Genomic DNA, 19,686 nt, shown 5'->3' with positions numbered 1-19,686 from the left:
CCGGGCAACGGAACCGGACCGTCAGGCCCGTTCGGCCTTCGCGAGCTCCTCGGCGAGCAGTTCCTTGAAGGTGTAGGTGCCGGTCGGCTGATCGTCCTGACCCAGCAGGTACAGGCGCTTGACCGCGATCAGGATGGCCTCGGCGATGATGTCGCGATTCCGCGGATTGATCAAGGTTTTGACGTCGGAATCGTTTGTGAGATAACCGATGTCGATCTGAACGGTCGGCATCGTGGTGAGGCGCAACAGGTCCCAGGATCGACCGTGCGATCGGCAATCCTGAAGTGGTGCGCGCGCAACGATTTCACGCTGAATGAAGTTGGCGAGGACCTGCCCGATCCGGGAGGTGGCGCCGTGTGAGTTGCCGAAGTGGAAGCTGGCGACCCCGTTCGCGTTGCGGCTCGGGCTGCTCGCACAGCGCAGCGAGATCATCAGGTCCGCGTCGAACGAGTTGGAGGTTGCCGCGCGCTCCGCGGTCGACGGGTTGCTGCTCGCTGGGTGCGACAGGAACGTCTCCATGCCGGTGGCGGCCATCCGCCCCTCGAGCCGGCTCGCAACGTCCCACAGGATCTCGGCCTCGGTGATCGGGCCGTTCGGCGTCGCCAGCACCATGCCGGTCGTTGCGCCGCCGAGATCGGGGTCGATCACGATCCGCTTGCCGCTCAGCTGCGGTCCGGACCGTCGGACCGACTCCTCCTCGGTGATCGCGTGCGGCGAACCCCCGGTGACCCGGGTGCCGAGCAGATCGAGCGAGCGCAGCGTCTGCGGTCCGCAGATGCCGTCGGACGCGATGCCGATCTCCCGCTGGAACGAGGACAACCCCTCGTGCGTCTTCGGGCCGAAGTAGCCGTCCACCCGGCTGGAGTAGAAACCGAGGTCCTGCAGCCGGGTCTGCAGCGCGGCGACGTCGTCGCCGTACTGCGGCGCGGACAGCTGGTACGCGAGGGTGCGCGCGCCGAGCCGGTACGAGGCCTCCCGCAGCGCCCGGTACGTCGCGGTGCCGACGACGCCGTCGACGAGCAGGCCGCGCTGCTGCTGGAACGCGCGTACCGCGCTATCGAGGTGATGGTCGAACACGGCGTCGGGGGCCACCCACTGCGAGCCGTTCACCGGCTCACGGGAGGTCAGCGACACGCCGCCGCGGAGATATCCGAGGGCGGACAGGGTGCCTCGAATCTCGGCAACGGCGGGACCGTGATCGCCGTGACGGAGTCGATGCATACGTGGGAACCCTTCCTCGTCCTGACGGCAATACCCAGTGGGTGATTCTCGCAGAAGCCCCCGGGATATCGGGAATCCCGGGGGCTGTTGCGATCGCTACAGTACGTCGGAAAGGTCCTTGAGCAGTGCAGCCTTGCCCTTCGCGCCGACGATTTGCTTCACCGGCTTGCCGCCCTGGAACAGGATCATCGTCGGAATCGACATGACCTGGAAGTCCCGCGCAGCGGACGGGTTGGCGTCGATGTCGAGCTTCGCGACGGTCAGCTTCTCGGCGTGTTCCCCGGCGATCTCCTCGAGCACGGGTGCGACCATCTTGCACGGTCCGCACCAGGTCGCCCAGAAGTCGACCAGAACGGGCTTCTCGGAGTCGAGCACGTCCTGCTGGAACGAGTCGTCGGTGATGGTGATGGTGTTCGCCATGGTGTCTCCTCGGGGACGGGTGGGTGGTGTGGCCAGGTCAGGCGTCGACGGCGACGGGGCGACCGGCCGCGTCGACGGTGTTGCCGGTGATGTCGCCGCGTTCGGCGAGCCACCGCTCGGCATCGATCGCGGCGGAGGCGCCGGTGCCCGCCGCGGTGATCGCCTGCCGGTAGGTGTGGTCGACGAGGTCACCGGCGGCGAACACGCCCTCCACCGCGGTGTGCGTGGTCGGGGACTGCACCCGCACGTACCCCTCGTCGTCGATGTCGACCTGACCCGCGACGAGTTCGCTGCGCGGATCGTGACCGATCGCGACGAACATGCCGGTCACCGGCAGCGTCGACTGCTCACCGGTGACGGTGTCGCGGAGCACCAGACCGGTGACACTGCTCTCGCCGAGCACCTCGACGGGCTCGGCGTTCGTGACGATCCGGATCTTCTCGTTGGCCTTCGCGCGCTCGAGCATGATCCGGGACGCGCGGAACTCCTCGCGGCGGTGCACCAGGGTGACCGAACGGGCGAACCGGGTCAGGAAGGTGGCCTCCTCCATCGCGGAGTCGCCACCGCCGATCACCGCGATGTCCTGGTCCTTGAAGAAGAAGCCGTCGCAGGTGGCGCAGGCCGACACGCCGCGGCCCAGCAGCGTCTCCTCGCCGGGAATGCCGAGGTAGCGGGCGGCCGCGCCCATCGCGAGCACCACCGCGTGCGCGTAGTAGGTCTCGCCGTTCGCGACGACCTTCTTCACCGGACCGGTCACGTCGAGCTCCTCGACGTCCTCGGTGCGGATGTCGGCGCCGAACCGCTTCGCCTGCTCACGCATCTCGTCCATCAGGTCGGGGCCCATGATGCCCTCCCGGAACCCGGGGAAGTTCTCCACCTCGGTGGTGGTCATCAGGGCGCCGCCGAACTGGGTGCCCTCGAACAGCAGCGGCTGGAGTTCGGCGCGGGAGGCGTAGACGGCTGCGGTGTATCCGGCGGGTCCGGAACCGACGATGATCAGGTCACGAACCGAGGTCGGGGTAGTCATGCGGGCCTTCCAGGTAGTGGACGTCGTCTGGCTCAACACCAGATTATGGGGTGATGTTCCCCGGTACGGCCCGTCCGGCGATGAACGCCACATAGGGCTCGACGAGGGCGGCGGCCCGCGACTGCACGCCGGTGGCGTCGCTGCCCGCCTCGATCTGGCGGGTCGCGGCGTGCACGATCGCGTTCACCAGGTCCGCGGTCTCGGCCGCATCGGGGACTCCAAGCTCGGCCAGCGCGGTCACCAACGGCGCGGCAAGGCGGGCGTGCATTTCCGCCCCGGCCGCGCCGACCTTCTCGCTCGGGGCGATCGACGAGATCGCGGAGGCGATCGCATGCTCCCCCTCGGCGACCAGGTCGAGGTTGACCCGGACGTACGCGAGCACCCGCCGGTCCGCCGACCCGGCCGCCGCCATCTCCCGTTCGACTCGGGTGGACCAGCGCGGAAAGGAATCCTCGATCAGCGCGTCGAGGAGGTGCTGGCGGGACTTGAAGTACTGGTACATGCTCGATCGGGCCAGTCCGGCGCGGGCGGCGACCTCCGCGAACCCGGGGATCTCCGGGGTGCCTTCGGCGAGCACCTCGCGAGCGGCGTCGAGAAGGGCCCGCTGCTGGGCGGCCCGGTGCTCGGCGACGGTCGGTGCAGTGATACGCGGCAACGCCGTCCCTCCCGGTGGGCCGGTCCGGGTCGTCCGGACGGTGGTGGTGCGCCCCCGATTCGCGTCGTGACCGGGCCGCAGTGGTCGAGGACATCGTAGTCGGGTGCCCCGGCACCGATGGCCGGCGCCCGATGTCGAGGCAGGGACGGGTGACCCGGCCCGCCGCGGCGGGTCGTGTCCGGTGGTCGGACCGGCCCCGGTGGTCGACAATGACGGGCAATGAATGCCACCGCTTCGGGCCGACCCCGTGACCCCCGCATCGACACACAGGTGCTCACAGCGACGCGAGAGCTGTTGCTGGAGTTGGGTTTCGACGGCCTCAGTGTCCGTGCCATCGCGGTTCGCGCCGGCGTGAGCCGTGCCGCGATCGCCCGCCGCTGGGACTCGAAGGCCCAGTTGGTGCTCGACGCAGTGCTCGGCGTGACCCCGGACCTGACGCCCTTCGACGGCGCCGACCGGGAGGGCTGGATCCGCTGGGTGGTCACCGGCAGCTCCGAACTGTTCCGGCGGCCGGAGGTGCGGGCCGCGGTGCCCGGACTGCTGGCCACCCTCCGCGACCACGACGACCTGCGCGCCGCGCTGTGGCGCAACTTCGCTGGCCCGGCGACCGCGCTGCTCCCCGGACCCACTCCCGGCGCCGGAACCGACCCGGACACCGCGCGCGCCCTCATCGCGCTCGGCGCAGGCGCGGCGATGTTCCTGTCGCTGATCGCGCCGAGCGAGGACACCGAGGGCGTGCGCGGCGCGATCCTGTCGATCCTGCTGCCCGGTGCGGGCGCCGACGCCCCCCGGTGTCGGTCAACCGATGTCGGTTCGGGCCAGGGTCTCGGGATTGGATGCGCTGCAACCGGACCCGACGACGAGGGCGGTGATCTGCGGGGGGCGGGGTCCGGCGACGAGGAGGAGCACACCGGCGGCGCCACGCAGCCGGACCGGCCCCGACCCGAGTAGCGGGGTCGCCGGGTCAATTCCGTTGGCCCGCAGGCAATCCGATCTGCGGATCGGGTCGGTCAGGCTGCCGTTCTCGGTCCGACCGAGGACGGCGAGCGCGGCGTCGGGCCGCAGTTCGTCGCCGAGCTGGATGGCCGCCGGGTCGGCGAGCACCGTCTCCTCCGGTGCGGAGGACGGCCCGTCGTCGCCGAGGCGCGTGATGCCGATCGCGCCGAGCGCGAACACCACGAGGGCGGCGGCAGCGGCGGCCGCGATCCGGACGGGATCGCGTCGTCGGGAGGACACCGCAGGGATCGGCGACCGGTCTTCGTCGGTGGCGGTGAGCCCGAGCGCGGCGTGCAGGCGGTCGATCACCTCGGGTGGCGCGGGCGGCGCCGGCGCCGGATCCGTCCGCAGCGCGCCGAGTTCGGTCCGGACGCGGTCCAGTGCGGCGAGGGTGGCGATGGCGTCGGGGTCGTTCATTGCGGCGGTCCGGATCCGGTCCGCCTCGTCGTCGGATAGCACGTCACCGTGCAGATCGGCGAGCTGTTCGGGAGTGAGCGGGGGGCGACGCGCGTCCTCACCCTCGGTGACCATGACACCTCCTTCTTGCGATCGTGAACTGCGGATCCCAGCGGCGGCGCAGGTTCGCACCGCGCGTCACTGGATTAGACTCCGGGCGAGCCGATTTGGTTCCGCTCCGGCCGAATGTATTTCAACTGTTGCGCCAGTTTGTTCCGTGCCCGCGAGCACCTGCTCTTCACGGTGCCCTCCGGCACCCCGAGCAGCGCGGCGGCGTCCGCGACCGAGTAGCCCTCGAGGTCGACGGCGACGACAGCGGCGCGCTGCTCGGGCGGGAGGGTATCGAGGGCCTCCCCGATCGTCAGCGTCGTCTCCCGGTCCGCCATCGGGTCGCGGGGTTCCGCGGGTTCGGACCCGTCTCCCTCGGTCAGCGGCACCGTCGGGCGGGCCCGATTGCGCCGGATCCGGTCGAGACAGGCGTTGACCACGATCTTGTGTAGCCAGCTGCGGACGGCGGCATCCTCACGGAACGTCGCGGCCGTCCGGTGCGCCGACAGCAGCGCCTCCTGCAACGCGTCCTCGGCGTCCTGGATGCTGTAGCTGGTCCGGCGTGCCGTCTGCCACAAGTGGTCCTGGTGTCTACTCAATAACTCAGCAAATGCACGCGGCTCCCCAGCCGCGTGCGCCGCCAGCAGCTGGGCATCGGACATGCCCGCCGCGGCGATCCCCCTGTTGATTCGCACGCGCGATGTTAACCGACCAGGAGGTCTCCAGTCACCCCTTTGCGGGCGAAGTGTCTAACGAGTGGAGCTGAGTCCGATCTCCGCGATCGCGCTCTGGTTCTTCCCACCGTCCGTGCCGAGCTTGGTGATCCACACCAGCACCCGGCCGGTGCTGCCGTCCATCGTCACCGGAATGGTCGTCACCCCGCTGGTGAGCGTCCCCCGCCCGACCACCTGGGTCTGGTCGAGCGTCGGCCGATCGCTGGGCGCGGTCCGGATCTCGACCTGGGTCCCGACGCTCGGCGACGTGATCGTGACCTCGTTCAGCCGGGACGGCTCGTCGAGCGCGACGAGCAGACCGACCCCGTTCTTGAAGCTGGGGAACTGGTCGAAGTACGCGTCGGTGGTCCACTCGGTCGCCGGGTCGCCGTCCACCGCCAGTCCCGCCGACGTCGGATTGTCGGCCGACCCCTGTGGGGAGAACACCGTCGCGCCCGCCGGGACCACCGGCAGCGGTGCCGCCGGAGCAGGCGCGGGCACGGCGGGTGCCTCCGTCGCTGGCGCCTCCGCACCCGTGGTGAGACCGATGTTCTGCTCGGTGAGCGGCTCGTCGGAGCTGCCGCCTGCCAACAGGTTCGTCAGCCACCAGACGGCGAGCGCCACCACGATCACGGTGAGCACACCGAGGGTGGACAGCGCGATCATCATCCGGTTGCCGCGCGCCTTCGCGACCTCGGCGGTCTCCTCCTCGGACAGCGCGTGCCCGCTCGTCCCCGCTGGGCGCTGCCCGAGCCGCAGCGCGGGCATCATGTCGGTCTGCTGATCGACCACGGACGCCTGGTCCAGCACGTGCTGGACGGTCGCGGCGGTGCGGATGCCGCCGTCGGTCTCCATCGCGCGCACCGCGACCGCGGAAATCTCGAACGGCACCTCCGACCGCACCGCGCGCGGCTCCACCGGCTGCCCGTCACCGCCCCGATCGGCGAGCTTCATGCCACCGACGGTGTTGGCGGGCCGCGCGTCGGGCGCGGCGGGCGGGGTGCCCGACTCGGGGGCCGGGGCCGGCTCGCCGAGCGGCCAGCGCGCCGTGATCAGCGCGTACAGCATGGCGCCGAGCCCGCGCACGTCGGACGGGGCGTCCGCGTCGGAGAGGGTTGCGGGGAAGGCGAGGACCGCGTTCCCGTCGACGGAGATCCGCACCCGGTCCGGGTGGTCGATGGACAGCGCGCCCCCGCCGCGGTGCGCGGCCTCGGCCGCGGCGGCCAGCGCCCGAATGGCGCGGGCGGCGCCGATCGGGGACGGCGTCGTGTCGGCCATCTCGCGCAGCGACCGGCCCGGGGTCCATTCGGCGACGACGATGCCGCCGGAGCTGCCGCGGACCACGTCGAGGACCCGGGCCAGGCCGGGCGAGTTGATCCGGCCCAGGCGCAGGGTGCGGGAGAGCACGGCCTGCGGGCCCTCGGTGTCGGACAGGTCCGCGGAGGCGCGCTGCTCCGCGTCAACGAAGGTCAACGCGACCTCACGGTCGAGCTTGGTGTCGTGCGCCTGCCAGAACTTCAGGCCGCGGGCACCGCCGTGCGGGGCGAGCAGGCGGTATCGGCCGCCGGCGACCGATGCACCGGCGATCAGCTGCGGGCCGCGGGGGGCCCGGCGGCGGGGCGCCCCGGTGCCGTCACCGATCCGGATCGGGGGCAGCTGCGGCGACCCGATCGGGATGACGCCAGTGTCGACCGTGAGGTCCCGTTCGGGGCGGATGATCCGGCCGTCGGCGGTGCGCTTGTCCGCCGGGCGCTTCGGTGCCTCGGCCGCAGGCTGCGGGTCCGGGCGGGTGCTGTCGGCGGGACGGCTGGACTCCGAGTCGGATGCGCGAGGTGTCGGCGTGGACGCCTCCACCGTGGAACTGCCGGACTGGCCGCCGGCAACACTTTCGTCGCTCACCCTCGCTCCTTCGTGCAGCTCGTCGGAATCACCCGTGGTCGGCGCCCCGGTACGTCGGGCACCAGGGTACGGGAGTTGTGTGCCGCCGCCGCGTTCTACCAGAGGACGCCCGATCACGGGGAGCAGTTCGGTGTCGGCTTCGTAGATCGACACCGAGTCCAGGGTCGCCCTCCGCGGCGCCGCGGCGGGGGTGGTCTGCTGCGCGGGCGGCTCGGTGTCCGCCTGGCCCGAGCCCCGACGGAGGACCCGGTTCACCAGCCGGGTCACCGCGACCGTCCCCGCGACGACCTCGGGGACGCCAGCGAACCGCAGCAGCGTGAACGTGACCCCGAGCATCAGGATCGCGCAGGCCCCGACCTGGACGAACGCGCCGGGCCCGCCGAACCGGTCCCCGAGTCGATCGAGGCCGAGGACCTCCTCGGCGGCGAGCATCGCGATCCCGCCCGCCAGCGAGGCGACGACCACCAGCACCACGGTCTTGCCGACGTTCGCCATCCGCAGCGACCCGAGGCTGCGGCGCAGCAGGACGGCGCCGATCACCGCGCCCGCGGTGAACCCGAGTCCGTTCGCGACGCCGAGCAGGCTGACGACCTGCTGGTCGTCGGTCGCGATGCTGGGCGCGAGCAGGGACAGCACGACCTTCACCCCGGTGATACCCAGGATGATCCAGGTCGGGGTCCAGGCCTGCTCGCGGGCGTAGAACACCCGCAGATGGATCAGCACCAACGCGTACGGGATCAGGGTGAACGCCGACCAGCTGACGGCGTGGCCGAGGCGTTCGGCGTCGTCGGCGCCGAAATTGCCGTAGCCGAACAGCGCGTGGCCCACCTGTGGGCCCGCGAAGGTCAGGAAGGCGACCATCGGGACCAGCGCCACCATCGTCAGCCGGGTCGCCACCGACAGGTCGTCGACGACGGCGGGGATGTCCTCGTCGGCAGCGTTGCGACTCAGCCGCGGCATGATCGCGGTGAGCACGGTGACGCCAAGGATGCCGTACGGCAGCTGCAGCAGGATCCACGCCTGCTGGTAGATGACCGGGCCTGCGGCGTCGACGTCGGCGGCGACCCGGGTGCCGATCATCAGGCCGATCTGGCTGATCAGCACGTACAGCACGATCGCAACGCCCATGCCGGCGAACATCTTCAGCCGGTTGTCGATCCCCCAGAGGGGGCGCAGGCTGATGCCCTGCCTGCGAATCGCGGGCAGCAGCGTCAGCACCTGCACCACGACGCCGAGGGTGAAGCCGAGACCGAGGACCAGGAGCCGGACGGTGGTCACCTCGTCGCCGCCGGGCAGCAGCCAGTACACCGCGAGGACGACCAGCACGGTCACGTTGTTCAGCACCGGAGCCCAGGCACCCGGCTTGAACACCTGCCTGGTGTTGAGGATCGCGGTGAGCAGCGCGGACAGGCCGTAGAACAGGATCGCCGGGAGCAGCAGGTACGCGAAATGGGTGGCGAGCTGCTCGTCGACCTTGCCGTGCTCGGGCAGGAACAGCCGGGTTAGCAGCGGCGCCGCGAGCACCGCGGCGACGGTCACCGTGCCGAGCGTCGCGACGGACAGCGTGAACAGCCTGCGGACGAACGCCGCGCCGTGGTCGTCGTCCTCCTTCTCCGCCCGCACCAGCACCGGCACCACGATCGCGGTCAGCACCGCGCCGAGCACCAGCTCGGAGATCATGTTCGGCATTGTGAACGCGACCGTGAACGAGCTGGCCGCGGCGGCGCCGAGGGTGGTGAGCAGCAGCACCTGCTTGAGGAAGCCGGTGATCCGGCTGACGAGCGTCGCGATCGCGATGGACCCGGTCGACGCGATCAGCCCGGAGTTCGAATTGTCGGGCCCGTCCTGGTCGTCGGGGGCGTCGGGGTCCGCGATCGGTTGGGGCGCGGTCGCGACCGCACCGGCCGGGCGGGGTGCGGCGGGCGCAGCGACCTGCGGCGCGGGCTCGACCCGCCGCGGCTCCGCCCGCGTCGGCTGCGGGACGCCGGCGCCGGCGGGCGGCGCGGGCCGCTGCGGGGGGGCCTGCTGCGGAGGCGGCTGCTGGGGATACGGCTGCGGCGGATACGGCCGCGGCTGGTGGGGCTGGTTGGGCTGCTGGGGCCGGGGCGGATACGGCCGGGCCTGCTGCGGCGGGTGGGGCCGCGGCACGGGCCCGGTGGGTGGTTGGCGCCGCGGATCCGGCGGCGGGCCGGCCGGGTGCCGCTCCCACGGGGCGACCCCGGATGGACCTGCCTCGCGGGCGGGCCGCGCCGGGTGGGGATGCTGGTCGCGTCCGGGATCGGCCGGTTGCCGCGCCTGCTCCGGGCCGCCGCCCGGTGGTCGTCGCGTGCTACCCGTCATGGCCCCTCGTACCCTTCGTCCGCCGGGTCCGGCTGACCCCGGAATCGGTGCCAGAGCCGCCGTCCGGCAAGCAACAACAGTAGTGCGCCCGCGCAGCCGGTGATGATCGCCAACAACTTGCCGTACGAGTTCGACCGGACCGACACCGACGTCGGCTCGCCGAGCTCGCGTCCGGTCACGGTGGTCAGCGCGACGTCGACCACCATCTTGCCGGTCTCGGTCACCTGCGCCGGAACCTGCAGGGCGCGGCTGCCGCGCGCGGGCAGCTGCTGATCGCCGATATCGGTGATGGTCATGCCGTCCGGGGCCGACAGCCGCAGCCGGACGGTGATTCCCACCGGCAGGTCGTTGCGGGCGACGAACAGCAGCGGACTCTGCTCCGACGCGAGGGTGTACGCGCCGCCCGGCGCCAGCACCGTCACCGATCCGTACACCCGGTCCAGGGCCGACCGCACCTGCGCGACGCGTTGCTCCGCGGTCGCCGTCGCGATGCTCCGGTCGCTGTCGCGGCGACCCGAGGTGCTCATCGCCCGCAGCAGGTCCGCCTCGAGCGGTCCGGTGAACCCGTCCGGGGTCAACGTCGACTGCGGGTCATAGACCAGCGTCTCGGTCAGCGCGTCGATCTCGGGCGCGGACGCCGCCGCGGCGTCGGCGACCGTGGCGGGCGCCCCATCCTTGACCGCCTGGTCCGGGTAGGTCAGGCGCAGCGGCGGCGGCGACGCGGGATGGTCGAGGATCTCCGGCACCGAACGGGGCACCGCCAACCCGGACCGCAGCATCGTCGACGTGACGGACAGCACCGCGCGGGCCTCGTCGCCGTCGGGTGTCCACTGCTGCGGCGGCACCAGCAGCAGCGATCGCGGTGCCGCGTCGGCCATCCGGGCGCCGGTGCTCCGCGCGGTGAGCGCCTCCCAGGTCATCGCGCCGATGGCGTCCTGCAGGCGGGCGGTGCGGGAATCCTCGGTCAGGTCGTAGCGTGCGGCGTCGGGGGTGAACGTCGGGGTCTGCGGGGTCGCACCGACCGCGGCGAGGGCGGTCGCGGCGGACACGTCGAACAGCGCCGCGTACAGCGGGTCGCCGTTGTTGCCGCCGTCGAGGGGCACCTTGGGTTGCCCGGTCGCATCCGGGACGGTGTTCGCCGCGAGCAGCGCCGTCGGCCCGAGGCCGGACAGTTCCGCCGCCGCCGCCGGGTCGAGGACGCCGGAGTCCGGCCAGGTCAGGCCGCGGACGGAGGTCACCCCGAGGAGGCCGTCGACGAGGTCGGCAGGCCGGGAGAGTGCGCGCGCGGTGAGCGTCGCATCGCCGACCCGGTGCAGCGCGGTCAGGTCGGTCTGCGCGTACGGCAGCGCGGTCACGCACATCCGGGACGCCAACTGCCGGAGCGTGCCCAGCCATTCGGTCGCCGCGGCCTGCCCGGTGCCCTCGCGGGCCGGGCCGGTCGGGTCCGCCGGATCGTCGACGACGAGATAGCCGCGGGACATCGCGTCGACCGTGACCAGCAGATCCGGGTCGACCGCCAGGCACATGCTCTGCCGCAGCCGCTGATCCCGGTCCAGGTCGTCGCCGGTCGCGAAGTCGGCGGCCGCGACGAGCTGCTCGAGCCTGCCGCCCTGGGCCAGCGACGCGGCCAATTCGTCGTCCACCAGTCGCGGCTTCTCGTCCGCGGACCCGGTGATCCCGGCCGCCAGCCGGGGTCGGTCCGCGAGCGGCCACATCAACGTCACCGCGACCGGGTCCGACGTCGACGGCGGCACCGGCCCCGCGTCCGAGTCGGACACCGTCGGGTCGCGCGGCACCCCGAGGACCGGCAGCAGGAAGCGGGCGTCGTCGAGGCGGGCGGTGCCGCCGTACTCGGGGGTGCCGTTGACGTTCACCAGCAGCGGATACACGCCGGGTTCGTCGATGTTCAGCGATGCTGACTCGGTGGACCGCAGCGGCAGCGCGACGGTGAAACCGGCGGACTGCCCGACGTCGAGCCGGTCCCGGATCCGGGTGAACGGCCCGACGGTGTCGAAGTCGTCCTGTCCCGCGGTGAGCACCGTGCGCAGGGCGGTGGGCGTCGCCACCATCGGGCCGCGTTGCAGCCGCATCTGAAGATCGGAGACGGCGCGGTCGCCGACGTTCCTGATGGTGCCGGTCACCGTCACGGTCGGCACGCTGGACGTGGTCACCGTGCCCGGGGTGACGGAGTCGACCGACAGCGACACGAACTGCTGCGACTGGTCGGCGCGTTGGGTGTGGCCCGCTGCGGTGCCGGCCGGGGCCGCGCCCGCGAGGGCGGGGTGCCCGAGCGGGGCGGCGAGAGCCAGTGCTGTCAGGGTGGTCGCGGCAAGCCGTCGTAGAGCCGTCCTCATCCGTTCTCTCGGGTCCTGTCACCGTCGGGGGTCCGCCGGATGTCCTGCCCGGAGGTCATCCGGTCGATCAGTTCGCCCGCGACCTCCGCGAGACGACGCTCGTCGGCGTACGCGAGCCGCGAGCCGAGCTCCGTCAACGGCACCCACGCCACCTCGGTCACCTCGACGTCCTCGTCGGACAGTTCCCCGCCCTGGAACCGCAGCAGGTAGTGGTGCACGGTCTTGTGGACACGCCTGCCCTCGGTGACGAACCAGTAGTCGATGCTGCCGAGCGATGCGAGGACGCTGCCGCGGATGCCGGTCTCCTCCGCCACCTCCCGGATCGCGGTCTGCTCCGCCGTCTCCCCCGCCTCGATGTGCCCCTTCGGCAGCGACCACAGCAGCCGGCCGCGGCGGTCGGTACGACCGATCAGCGCCGCGCACTGCAGCTCACGGGGACCGTCGAGGCCGTCGACGACGAGCCCACCTGCGGAGGTCTCCCGCACCGTCCGCATCCGCGCGTTGGTGCGGTCGCCGTGCCCACCGCGACGCCGCGGGTTGCGGCGGCTGCGGTTCGCGCGTTCGGCTGGAGACACCCAATCGATACTAGTTGTCACCCGACAGTGGTCCCGAATCCCACACCGCGCGGGCGGCGGCGGCATTCGCCGTCCACGGTCGGCGGGCTCCGAAGGCGGCGCCGCGGGTCGGTAAGCTGCACAGTCGTGGTTTCCCCGACTCCCGACGCCGACCGACGCGCACGCCTGCTCGCCTCCGCGACCGTGACCCTGCGCGGCCTCTCGGACGTGCTCACCCCCCTCGGCGCCCGGTTCGCCGCCGCCGGGCACGAGCTGTACCTGGTCGGCGGCAGCGTGCGGGACGCGGTCCTCGGCAGGCTCGGCACCGATCTCGACTTCACCACCGACGCCCGCCCCGAGCAGGTGCAGGCCCTGCTCAAGGGCTGGGCCGACAACCAGTGGGACACCGGCATCGCGTTCGGGACGGTCAGCGCGGCCAAGGGCGACCAGCAGATCGAGATCACCACCTACCGCACCGACGCCTACGACGGCGTCACCCGGAACCCCGAGGTGGTGTACGGCACCAGCCTCGGGGAGGACCTGGTGCGCCGCGACTTCACCGTCAACGCGATGGCCGTGCGGATCGGCGCCGACGGCGAGCAGGAGTTCGTCGACCCGCTGCACGGGATGGACGCGCTGCTCGCCGGCCTGCTGGACACCCCCGCGGCGCCGGAGGTCTCGTTCAACGACGACCCGCTGCGGATGCTGCGGGCCGCCCGGTTCGTCTCCCAGCTCGGATTCACCCTCGCCCCCCGGGTGCACGACGCGATCGTGGCGATGGCCGGGCAGATCGACCGGATCACCGCCGAGCGGGTCCGCGCCGAACTCGACAAGCTGATCCTCGGCGAGTACCCGGGCGACGGCATCGAGGTGATGTGCACGACCAGGCTCGCGGCGCGGGTGCTGCCGGAGATCCCGGCACTGACCCTGGAGATCGACGAGCACCACCAGCACAAGGACGTCTACCAGCATTCGCTGACCGTGCTGCAGCAGGCGATCGACCTCGAGGACGGCGACCCGGACCTGGTGCTGCGCTGGGCGGCGATCCTGCACGACATTGGCAAGCCGGACACCAAGCGCAACGAGGCGGGCGGCGGCGTCAGCTTCCACCACCACGAGGTGGTCGGCGCGAAGATGGTCCGCAAGCGGATGCGGGCGCTGAAGTATTCCAAGCAGATGATCGAGGACGTGTCCCGGCTGGTGTTTCTGCACCTGCGGTTCCACGGCTACGGGGACGGTCAGTGGACCGACTCGGCGGTCCGCCGCTACGTCACCGACGCCGGCGACCTGCTGCCGCAGCTGAACAAGCTGGTCCGCGCCGACTGCACCACCCGCAACAAGCGGCGGGCCGCGCGGCTGCGCGCCAACTACGACGACCTCGAGGGCCGGATCGCCCGGCTCGCCGAGCAGGAGGACCTGGCGCGGGTGCGCCCCGACCTCGACGGCAACGCGATCATGACCCTGCTCGGCCTGAAGCCGGGTCGCGAGGTCGGCGAGGCGTGGACGTTCCTCAAGGAGTTGCGCCTGGACCGCGGCCCCCTGTCCCGCGAGGAGGCCGAGGCCGAGCTGCTGAAGTGGTGGAGTATGCGCTGACGCGCCCGTGCAGAGAGGCGGCTCCGCTGCGCTTCGCGCCCGTGCGTGACTTTTACCCCAGTAGGGGTGAAAATAACGCACAGTTCCACTATTTCAGTGTCGCGCGCATGAGGTAGACGTTGTAGCTGTCCCACTCGGACATCGTGAAGTACAGGTCGTGTTCGGTGGACCACGGGTGGATAAACCCGCCGTAGAGGGCCGGATAGTCGGCGGACCGGACGACGGGGACGCCCTCGGTCCAGCTGCCCTGCGGGCTGGACGCCTGGCGTAGCACGATCGCCCCGGCGAGGGTGTCGAGGTAGCTCATCTGCCACAGGTCGCGGGTCTCGTCGTACCGCACCGACAGCTCGGCCGCGGTGTCGTGCAGGATCGGCGTCGGCCACGCCTCCCCGACCGGCGTCCACTGCCCGTCCACCCAGTACTGGTACGCGGTCTTGTTGAGCACCTGGGCCTTCGGGACGCGCGCGACGGCGACCGTGCCCATCCGCCCGTTCGGGGTGCCGAATAGGTAGACGTGCTCACCGGCCGGGACCATGCTCGCGACCTGGAAATTGTTGAGGCCGAAGATGTTTTCCCACCTGGCGTGCGGGTCCTTGGACCAGGTCTGGCCGTCGTCGTCCGAGTAGGCGATGCCGCCGTAGTTCGTGTACCACATCCCGGGAACCACGCTCCACCGTCGCACCGACATGTAGCTCATGTACTGCCGATCCCCCAACGCGAAACCGGAGGTGGGGATCGTGGTGGTCTCCCAATTCTTGATCTTCCTGCTGCCGAGCACCTCGGCGGCATGACAGCGGCTGTCCTGCACCATTGAGTCGATCGTAAGCCCGTCGGCAAGGTTCCGATCGGTGCTGTGCCCCACCACATTCGAGCGCCAGTCGGTGCCGTTCGCGCCGGGCGGCGCCCAGTCCTTGCCGAAGGTGTCTCCGAATGCGATCGCCACCTCCCCCGGCTTGGATTCCCACATGATGCCGAGATCGGTGCCGTTCACCTGCCACCGCTTGTCGGTGCGGTTGATCGAGCCGGGCCCGGTCAGCTGCGCGACCAGGGAGGTGAAGTCGACGGTCGCTGCGGCGGGAGCCGGTGCCACCGGTGCCGGTTCGACCGGCGGCGACTGCGGATCGGGAGCGGGTGGAAGCGGTTGTGCCGGACCGGGAATCGGGATCGGAATGGGCTCCGGGTCGGGGCGGATCGAGAACCGCGGTACCGACGATCCGGACGATCCGGGGGTCGACCCGAACGACGACCCGGACGACCCCTCCGACCCGAAGGACGACCCGTCGGACTCGGGTGCCGGCTCGTCGGGTGCGGTGTCGGTGAGGTCCGGGCACGGGTCGGCGCAGGGGTCGGCGGGCAGCGGTGCCTGCGGGACCCGCGTCTGGTCCTGCGGCGGATCCGGCAGCGGCACCGGCACGAGCTGCGGCCACGGGTACCGGATGTCGATGTTGCCCACCGGGGCCGGGCCTCCCCCCGCCGACGCGGACGGGTCGAAACCCGTTTCGCCGCAGGCATTCGTCGGGGCATTCGGTCCCGCGACGGCGGCAGACATGGACAACAGCGGGCTTGTCGCGGCGAGCGTGAGCACCAACAGCGGTGCGCCGATGCGTCGATACATCGTGCCCCCTTCTCGATCCGGTGGCGTGACGAACGTGGATCGAATCTAACAGCGGTCGGTGCCCATCTCTCGGTTCGGCGACCGTTTGGTGGACGGCCGCGCGACGGAACCGGACCCGTCCGCCGCGCGTCGATATCGACATGGAGTTGGTGGAGTACGTGTTCGGGACCGGGGTCGGCGACCCGCACGCGTGGGTGTCGCCGGCGGACCTCGACCTCGGCCCACCGGGCGGACTCGACGCCGTCGCACTCGATTTCGACGGTGACGGGTGGCGTGACGACGCGCTGTGGGACCGCGACGGGGACGGCGTGGCCGAGTTCTCCGTCCTCGATGTCGGAACGGAGACGGCGCGGTACTTCACCGACCCGGGTGGGGCGGGGACGTGGGCGTCGGAAACCGGGTCACCGGACCTCCCCGCTCCCGCGGCGCGGACCCCCGCGGCGGCGGGCGCAGCACCGGACGACGGCGGGACCGACACCGGGATCGACACCGACGGTGACGGCCGGGTCGACGCGATGCTGATGACGTGGGGGCGGAGCACGGAGCTGCACATCGACACCGACGGCGACGGAGTGCTGGATCTGGTGCTGGCGGACACCGACGGCGACGGGCGCCTCGACACGCCGCCGACCGACTCCGCGGGGTGAGCTGGGGCGCCCGTCAGCGGCGGGCGTTGAGGGCCACCGCGGCGAGGCCGAGCGCGTACACCCCGGCACCGGCAACCGCGAGCGCCGGGGTGCGTCCGTCGGGGGCGACGACGGTCGCGGCGGCGGCGAGCGCGGCGAGGAACGCGACGTTGAAGACGGTGTCCTGCAGCGCGAACACCTGGCCGCGGCGGGTGTCGTCGATGTCGATCTGCATCGCCGCGTCACCGGTCAGCTTGACCGTCTGCCCGGCGAGCCCGAGCAGGAACGCGCCGACCAGCAGGGACCCCTGGGTCAGGGTCGCGATGAGCGTCGCCTGCACGACGAGCGCCGTCGACAGGCCGAGGACCACGGTGCGGGTGCGGCCGATCCACGGGATCAGCAGCGGCGTCGCGACCGCGGCGAGCAGCATCCCGCCAGCCGTTGCCCCGACCGCCACCCCGAAGCCAGCGAGCCCGGCGGGCAGTGCGGCCTCGGTGTCCGGGGCTCGCAGCACCAGCACCATGATCAGCGTGTCGATACCGAACACGATGCGGTGCGCGCCGATTCCGATCATGGCGGTGGTGACGCCGGGGGCCCGCCACACCGCGGTCGCGCCGACCCGCAGGCCCGCCGCGACCGCGCGGACCGCGGCGGTGCCCGCCACTGTCCCGGCGGCATCGGCTCCGGGACCGAGCCGGTGCGGTGCGAATCCGGCCGCGGCTGCTGCGCCGACGGCGGAGGCGAGGGCGGCGACGGCGACGGCGATGCCGGAGCCGCGGTCACCGGTGCCGAGCACGCCGATCACGGCGACGGCGGTGCCCGCGCCCGCCGCGGACACCCCGGAACCGACGGTGGCGAGCACCGAATTGGTGGATACCAGCCAGGATTCGCGCACCACGTGCGGCAGGGACGCGGACACCCCGGCCAGGACGAACCGGCTAACGCCGACGGCGGCGAGGGCGAGCAGCAGCACCGGGGCGTTCGGCGCACCGGACAGCAGGCACAGCGCCGCGGCGAGAATGAGGCTGCCGCGCAGCAGATTTGCCCACTGCAGCACCGCCCGCCGATCCCAGCGGTCGAGGAGCGCCCCGGCGAACGGGCCGATCACGGAGTACGGCAGCAGCAGGACCGCGAACCCGGCGGCGATGGCGAGGGGATCGGTGTGCCGTTCCGGGTTGAACAGGATCGCCCCGCCGAGGGCGGCCTGGAACATGCCGTCCCCGAACTGGCTGGCGAAGCGGACCGTGACCAGGCGACCGAGGTCGGGGGTGGCGCGGATCGTTGCCCGCAGTCGCCGGTGCGGGCGACCGGCGTCGTCCGGGTCGTCAGTGAGGCCCACCGCCGGACCCTACCGCGGCGGGTGCCGCGGCCCGGTCCCGCCACCAGGCGATCGTCGTGGCCGCGGCCTGCGGCAGCGGCGTCGGGGTCAGGGCGAGAAGGCGTTCGCTGCGCCGCGAGTCCAGCAGGAACGGACGTTCGAACTGGTACAGCATCTCCGCGAGCTCCCTGGTCGGTGGGTGCACCCGGCCGAGGCCCCGCAGCGCCCAGCCGGGAAGCACCCCGATCCGCGGGTTCGCGATCCCGGCGGCGTCCGCGAGGGCCTGCACCAGCTGCCGTTGCGTCACCGCGGGCCCGGTGGGCGCGTGCAGCACGCTGTTCCACAGCGCCGGGTCGTCGGCGGCAGCGATCATCGCGGCGGCGAGATCGGGGACGTAGGTGAACGCGTGCGGCACGTCCAACGCGCCCATCACCCGCACCCGCCTTCCCGCGAGCAGGGGTGCAACGACGCGCTCGCCGCCGTGCGCGGTGCGGACCCGCGGCCCGAAGAAGTCGGACGCGGCGACGCTGACGGTCGGGGTCGCAGACCGCTGGCGGGCCCGGAGTAGGTCGGCACGGATCCCGAGCTTGCCGGTGGTCGCGGTTCGCGGGGTGTCCTCGGTGATCGGCCCGTCGACCGGACCATACGAATAGAGGCTCTCCGGGAACACCACGACCGCGCCCGCGCGGCCCGCGGCAGCGAGGACCGCTGCCTCGGTGGCGGGCAGTTCGCGTCGCCAGGCGTCGGCGGCGTAGGCGGAGCCGTGCGCGGCGTGGAACACCGATGCCGCGCCGGTGAGGGCGTCGTCGATGGCGCCGGGCCGTGCGACGTCGACGCGGCGGCGCTCGATGGCGGGATGGTCGGGTCCGGATCCGGAGCGGGTCAGCAGCCGGACCCGGTCGCCGCGGTCCGCGAGTCGGGTCGCGACGGTCCAGCCGACCGGTCCGGCGCCGGTCACCACGTGCAGTGTCGACATGTCAGTTCTCCTCCGAGCTGCGACTTCACGGTGCGAGAGCACCGCTCTCGTTTTCAGCATGCACCGACACCGCGGATCGAGTCAAGAGCACCGCTCTCTAAAGTTGACAGTGCTCGCGGCGGGGGTGAGGCTGGGGAGGTGACCGCAACCCCGCGCCAGCGTGCCCGCGAACGGACCCTCGCCGACATCACCCGCATCGGACGTCAGCACCTCGCCCGCGACGGCGCGGCGGCCCTGTCGCTGCGGGCCGTCGCCCGCGATCTCGGCGTCGTGTCGTCCGCGGTCTACCGGTACGTGGCGAGTCGGGACGAGTTGCTGACACTGCTGGTCGTCGAGTGCTACACCGAGCTCGGGGACGCCGTCGACGCCGCGGTCGGCGGCGTGGACCACGGCGACCCGGCGGCCCGGTGGCGGGCGCTGGGTCACGCGGTCCGGGACTGGGCGCTGCGGGAACCGGCGAGCTATGCCCTGCTGTACGGGACGCCGGTCCCCGGCTACCGCGCGCCCGCGGAACGGACCACCGGGCCGGGCATCCGCGTCGCGGTCGCCCTGGTCCGGATCGTCGACGACGCGCACCGCCGGGGACTGCTGCGAGAGATCCCCGACCCGGCGCCGGGGCGACATCTGCACGAGGACGCCGCGCGGATCCGCGCGCAGGTGTCCGGCGACCTGCCCGACGAGGCGCTGCTGCGGGGGGTGCTGATGTGGGCATCGCTGTTCGGGACGGTGAGTTTCGAGGTGTTCGGCCAGTACGGCGCGGACACGTTCACCGACCCCCAGGCGCTGTTCGACCACCACCTGGACGTGCTGGCCGAGACCGTCGGGCTGGAGCGCCCGCGCGTGGGGCCCGAGTCGGCCACCGCGGTGCAATGATT

The 19,686-nt window shown here is 72.1% G+C and carries 15 protein-coding genes and 1 pseudogene; 4 read left to right on the top strand and 12 right to left on the bottom strand.

Annotation, left to right across the window (positions count from 1 at the left end):
• Positions 1-21: 21 nt before the first annotated feature.
• The 4 genes from ACFWQG_RS16325 to ACFWQG_RS16310 form a co-directional block, all read right to left on the bottom strand.
• Complete coding sequence (locus tag ACFWQG_RS16325) at positions 22-1,221, bottom strand: N-acetylmuramoyl-L-alanine amidase (protein ID WP_378508675.1); 1,200 nt, start codon at positions 1,219-1,221, stop codon at positions 22-24.
• A gap of 96 nt (positions 1,222-1,317) precedes the next feature.
• Positions 1,318-1,641, bottom strand: coding sequence for a thioredoxin (trxA, locus tag ACFWQG_RS16320; RefSeq protein ID WP_378508674.1), 324 nt, complete (start codon positions 1,639-1,641; stop codon positions 1,318-1,320).
• Positions 1,642-1,678: 37 nt separating this feature from the next.
• Positions 1,679-2,668 carry a thioredoxin-disulfide reductase gene (gene trxB / locus ACFWQG_RS16315; protein ID WP_378508673.1) on the bottom strand — a complete coding sequence of 330 codons (990 nt, stop codon included), beginning with the start codon at positions 2,666-2,668 and terminating at the stop codon, positions 1,679-1,681.
• Positions 2,669-2,711: 43 nt separating this feature from the next.
• Entirely contained in the window at positions 2,712-3,323 is a 612-nt protein-coding gene (locus tag ACFWQG_RS16310; protein ID WP_378508672.1) for a TetR/AcrR family transcriptional regulator, read from the bottom strand.
• 219 nt (positions 3,324-3,542) lie between these two features.
• Here ACFWQG_RS16310 and ACFWQG_RS16305 point away from each other — a divergent pair.
• Positions 3,543-4,106: pseudogene (locus ACFWQG_RS16305) on the top strand (helix-turn-helix domain-containing protein); the annotation flags it as partial.
• A 15-nt stretch (positions 4,107-4,121) separates the two neighbouring features.
• On the opposite strand, the gene ACFWQG_RS16300 reads toward ACFWQG_RS16305, so the two are convergent.
• From ACFWQG_RS16300 to ACFWQG_RS16280, 5 genes are all read right to left on the bottom strand, one after another.
• Complete coding sequence (locus tag ACFWQG_RS16300) at positions 4,122-4,850, bottom strand: hypothetical protein (protein WP_378508671.1); 729 nt, start codon at positions 4,848-4,850, stop codon at positions 4,122-4,124.
• Between the two features lie 71 nt (positions 4,851-4,921).
• Complete coding sequence (gene sigM, locus ACFWQG_RS16295) at positions 4,922-5,518, bottom strand: RNA polymerase sigma factor SigM (protein WP_378508670.1); 597 nt, start codon at positions 5,516-5,518, stop codon at positions 4,922-4,924.
• A 54-nt stretch (positions 5,519-5,572) separates the two neighbouring features.
• Complete coding sequence (murJ, locus tag ACFWQG_RS16290) at positions 5,573-9,775, bottom strand: murein biosynthesis integral membrane protein MurJ (protein WP_378508669.1); 4,203 nt, start codon at positions 9,773-9,775, stop codon at positions 5,573-5,575.
• Complete coding sequence (locus ACFWQG_RS16285; protein ID WP_378508668.1) at positions 9,772-12,129, bottom strand: glycoprotein; 2,358 nt, start codon at positions 12,127-12,129, stop codon at positions 9,772-9,774. The genes murJ and ACFWQG_RS16285 overlap by 4 nt, the downstream gene beginning before the upstream one ends.
• Positions 12,126-12,704 carry an NUDIX hydrolase gene (locus ACFWQG_RS16280; protein ID WP_378508667.1) on the bottom strand — a complete coding sequence of 193 codons (579 nt, stop codon included), beginning with the start codon at positions 12,702-12,704 and terminating at the stop codon, positions 12,126-12,128. The genes ACFWQG_RS16285 and ACFWQG_RS16280 overlap by 4 nt, the downstream gene beginning before the upstream one ends.
• Positions 12,705-12,830: 126 nt before the next feature.
• On the opposite strand from ACFWQG_RS16280, the gene ACFWQG_RS16275 reads away from it, so the two are divergent.
• Positions 12,831-14,276, top strand: a complete 1,446-nt coding sequence (locus ACFWQG_RS16275; protein ID WP_378508666.1) for a CCA tRNA nucleotidyltransferase — start codon at positions 12,831-12,833, stop codon at positions 14,274-14,276.
• Positions 14,277-14,364: 88 nt separating this feature from the next.
• On the opposite strand, the gene ACFWQG_RS16270 is transcribed toward ACFWQG_RS16275, so the two are convergent.
• Entirely contained in the window at positions 14,365-15,891 is a 1,527-nt protein-coding gene (locus tag ACFWQG_RS16270) for a DUF4185 domain-containing protein (protein WP_378508665.1), read from the bottom strand.
• Positions 15,892-16,031: 140 nt separating this feature from the next.
• On the opposite strand from ACFWQG_RS16270, the gene ACFWQG_RS16265 reads away from it, so the two are divergent.
• On the top strand, positions 16,032-16,538 hold the full coding sequence (locus ACFWQG_RS16265) for a hypothetical protein (RefSeq protein WP_378508664.1): 507 nt from the start codon (positions 16,032-16,034) through the stop codon (positions 16,536-16,538).
• A 13-nt stretch (positions 16,539-16,551) separates the two neighbouring features.
• Here ACFWQG_RS16265 and ACFWQG_RS16260 read toward each other — a convergent pair whose 3' ends face one another.
• Positions 16,552-17,856 carry a hypothetical protein gene (locus ACFWQG_RS16260; RefSeq protein WP_378508663.1) on the bottom strand — a complete coding sequence of 435 codons (1,305 nt, stop codon included), beginning with the start codon at positions 17,854-17,856 and terminating at the stop codon, positions 16,552-16,554.
• Positions 17,843-18,811, bottom strand: coding sequence for an NAD-dependent epimerase/dehydratase family protein (locus ACFWQG_RS16255; protein ID WP_378508662.1), 969 nt, complete (start codon positions 18,809-18,811; stop codon positions 17,843-17,845). The genes ACFWQG_RS16260 and ACFWQG_RS16255 overlap by 14 nt, the downstream gene beginning before the upstream one ends.
• 138 nt (positions 18,812-18,949) lie before the next feature.
• On the opposite strand from ACFWQG_RS16255, the gene ACFWQG_RS16250 reads away from it, so the two are divergent.
• On the top strand, positions 18,950-19,684 hold the full coding sequence (locus ACFWQG_RS16250) for a TetR/AcrR family transcriptional regulator (protein ID WP_378508661.1): 735 nt from the start codon (positions 18,950-18,952) through the stop codon (positions 19,682-19,684).
• The last annotated feature ends 2 nt before the right edge of the window (positions 19,685-19,686 follow it).

The organism is Rhodococcus sp. NPDC058532, assembly GCF_042719255.1.
GTDB lineage: Bacteria > Actinomycetota > Actinomycetes > Mycobacteriales > Mycobacteriaceae > Rhodococcus_G.
The sequence above is the reverse complement of the archived record's forward strand: the minus strand, read 5'-3'. Positions and strand labels throughout refer to the sequence as shown.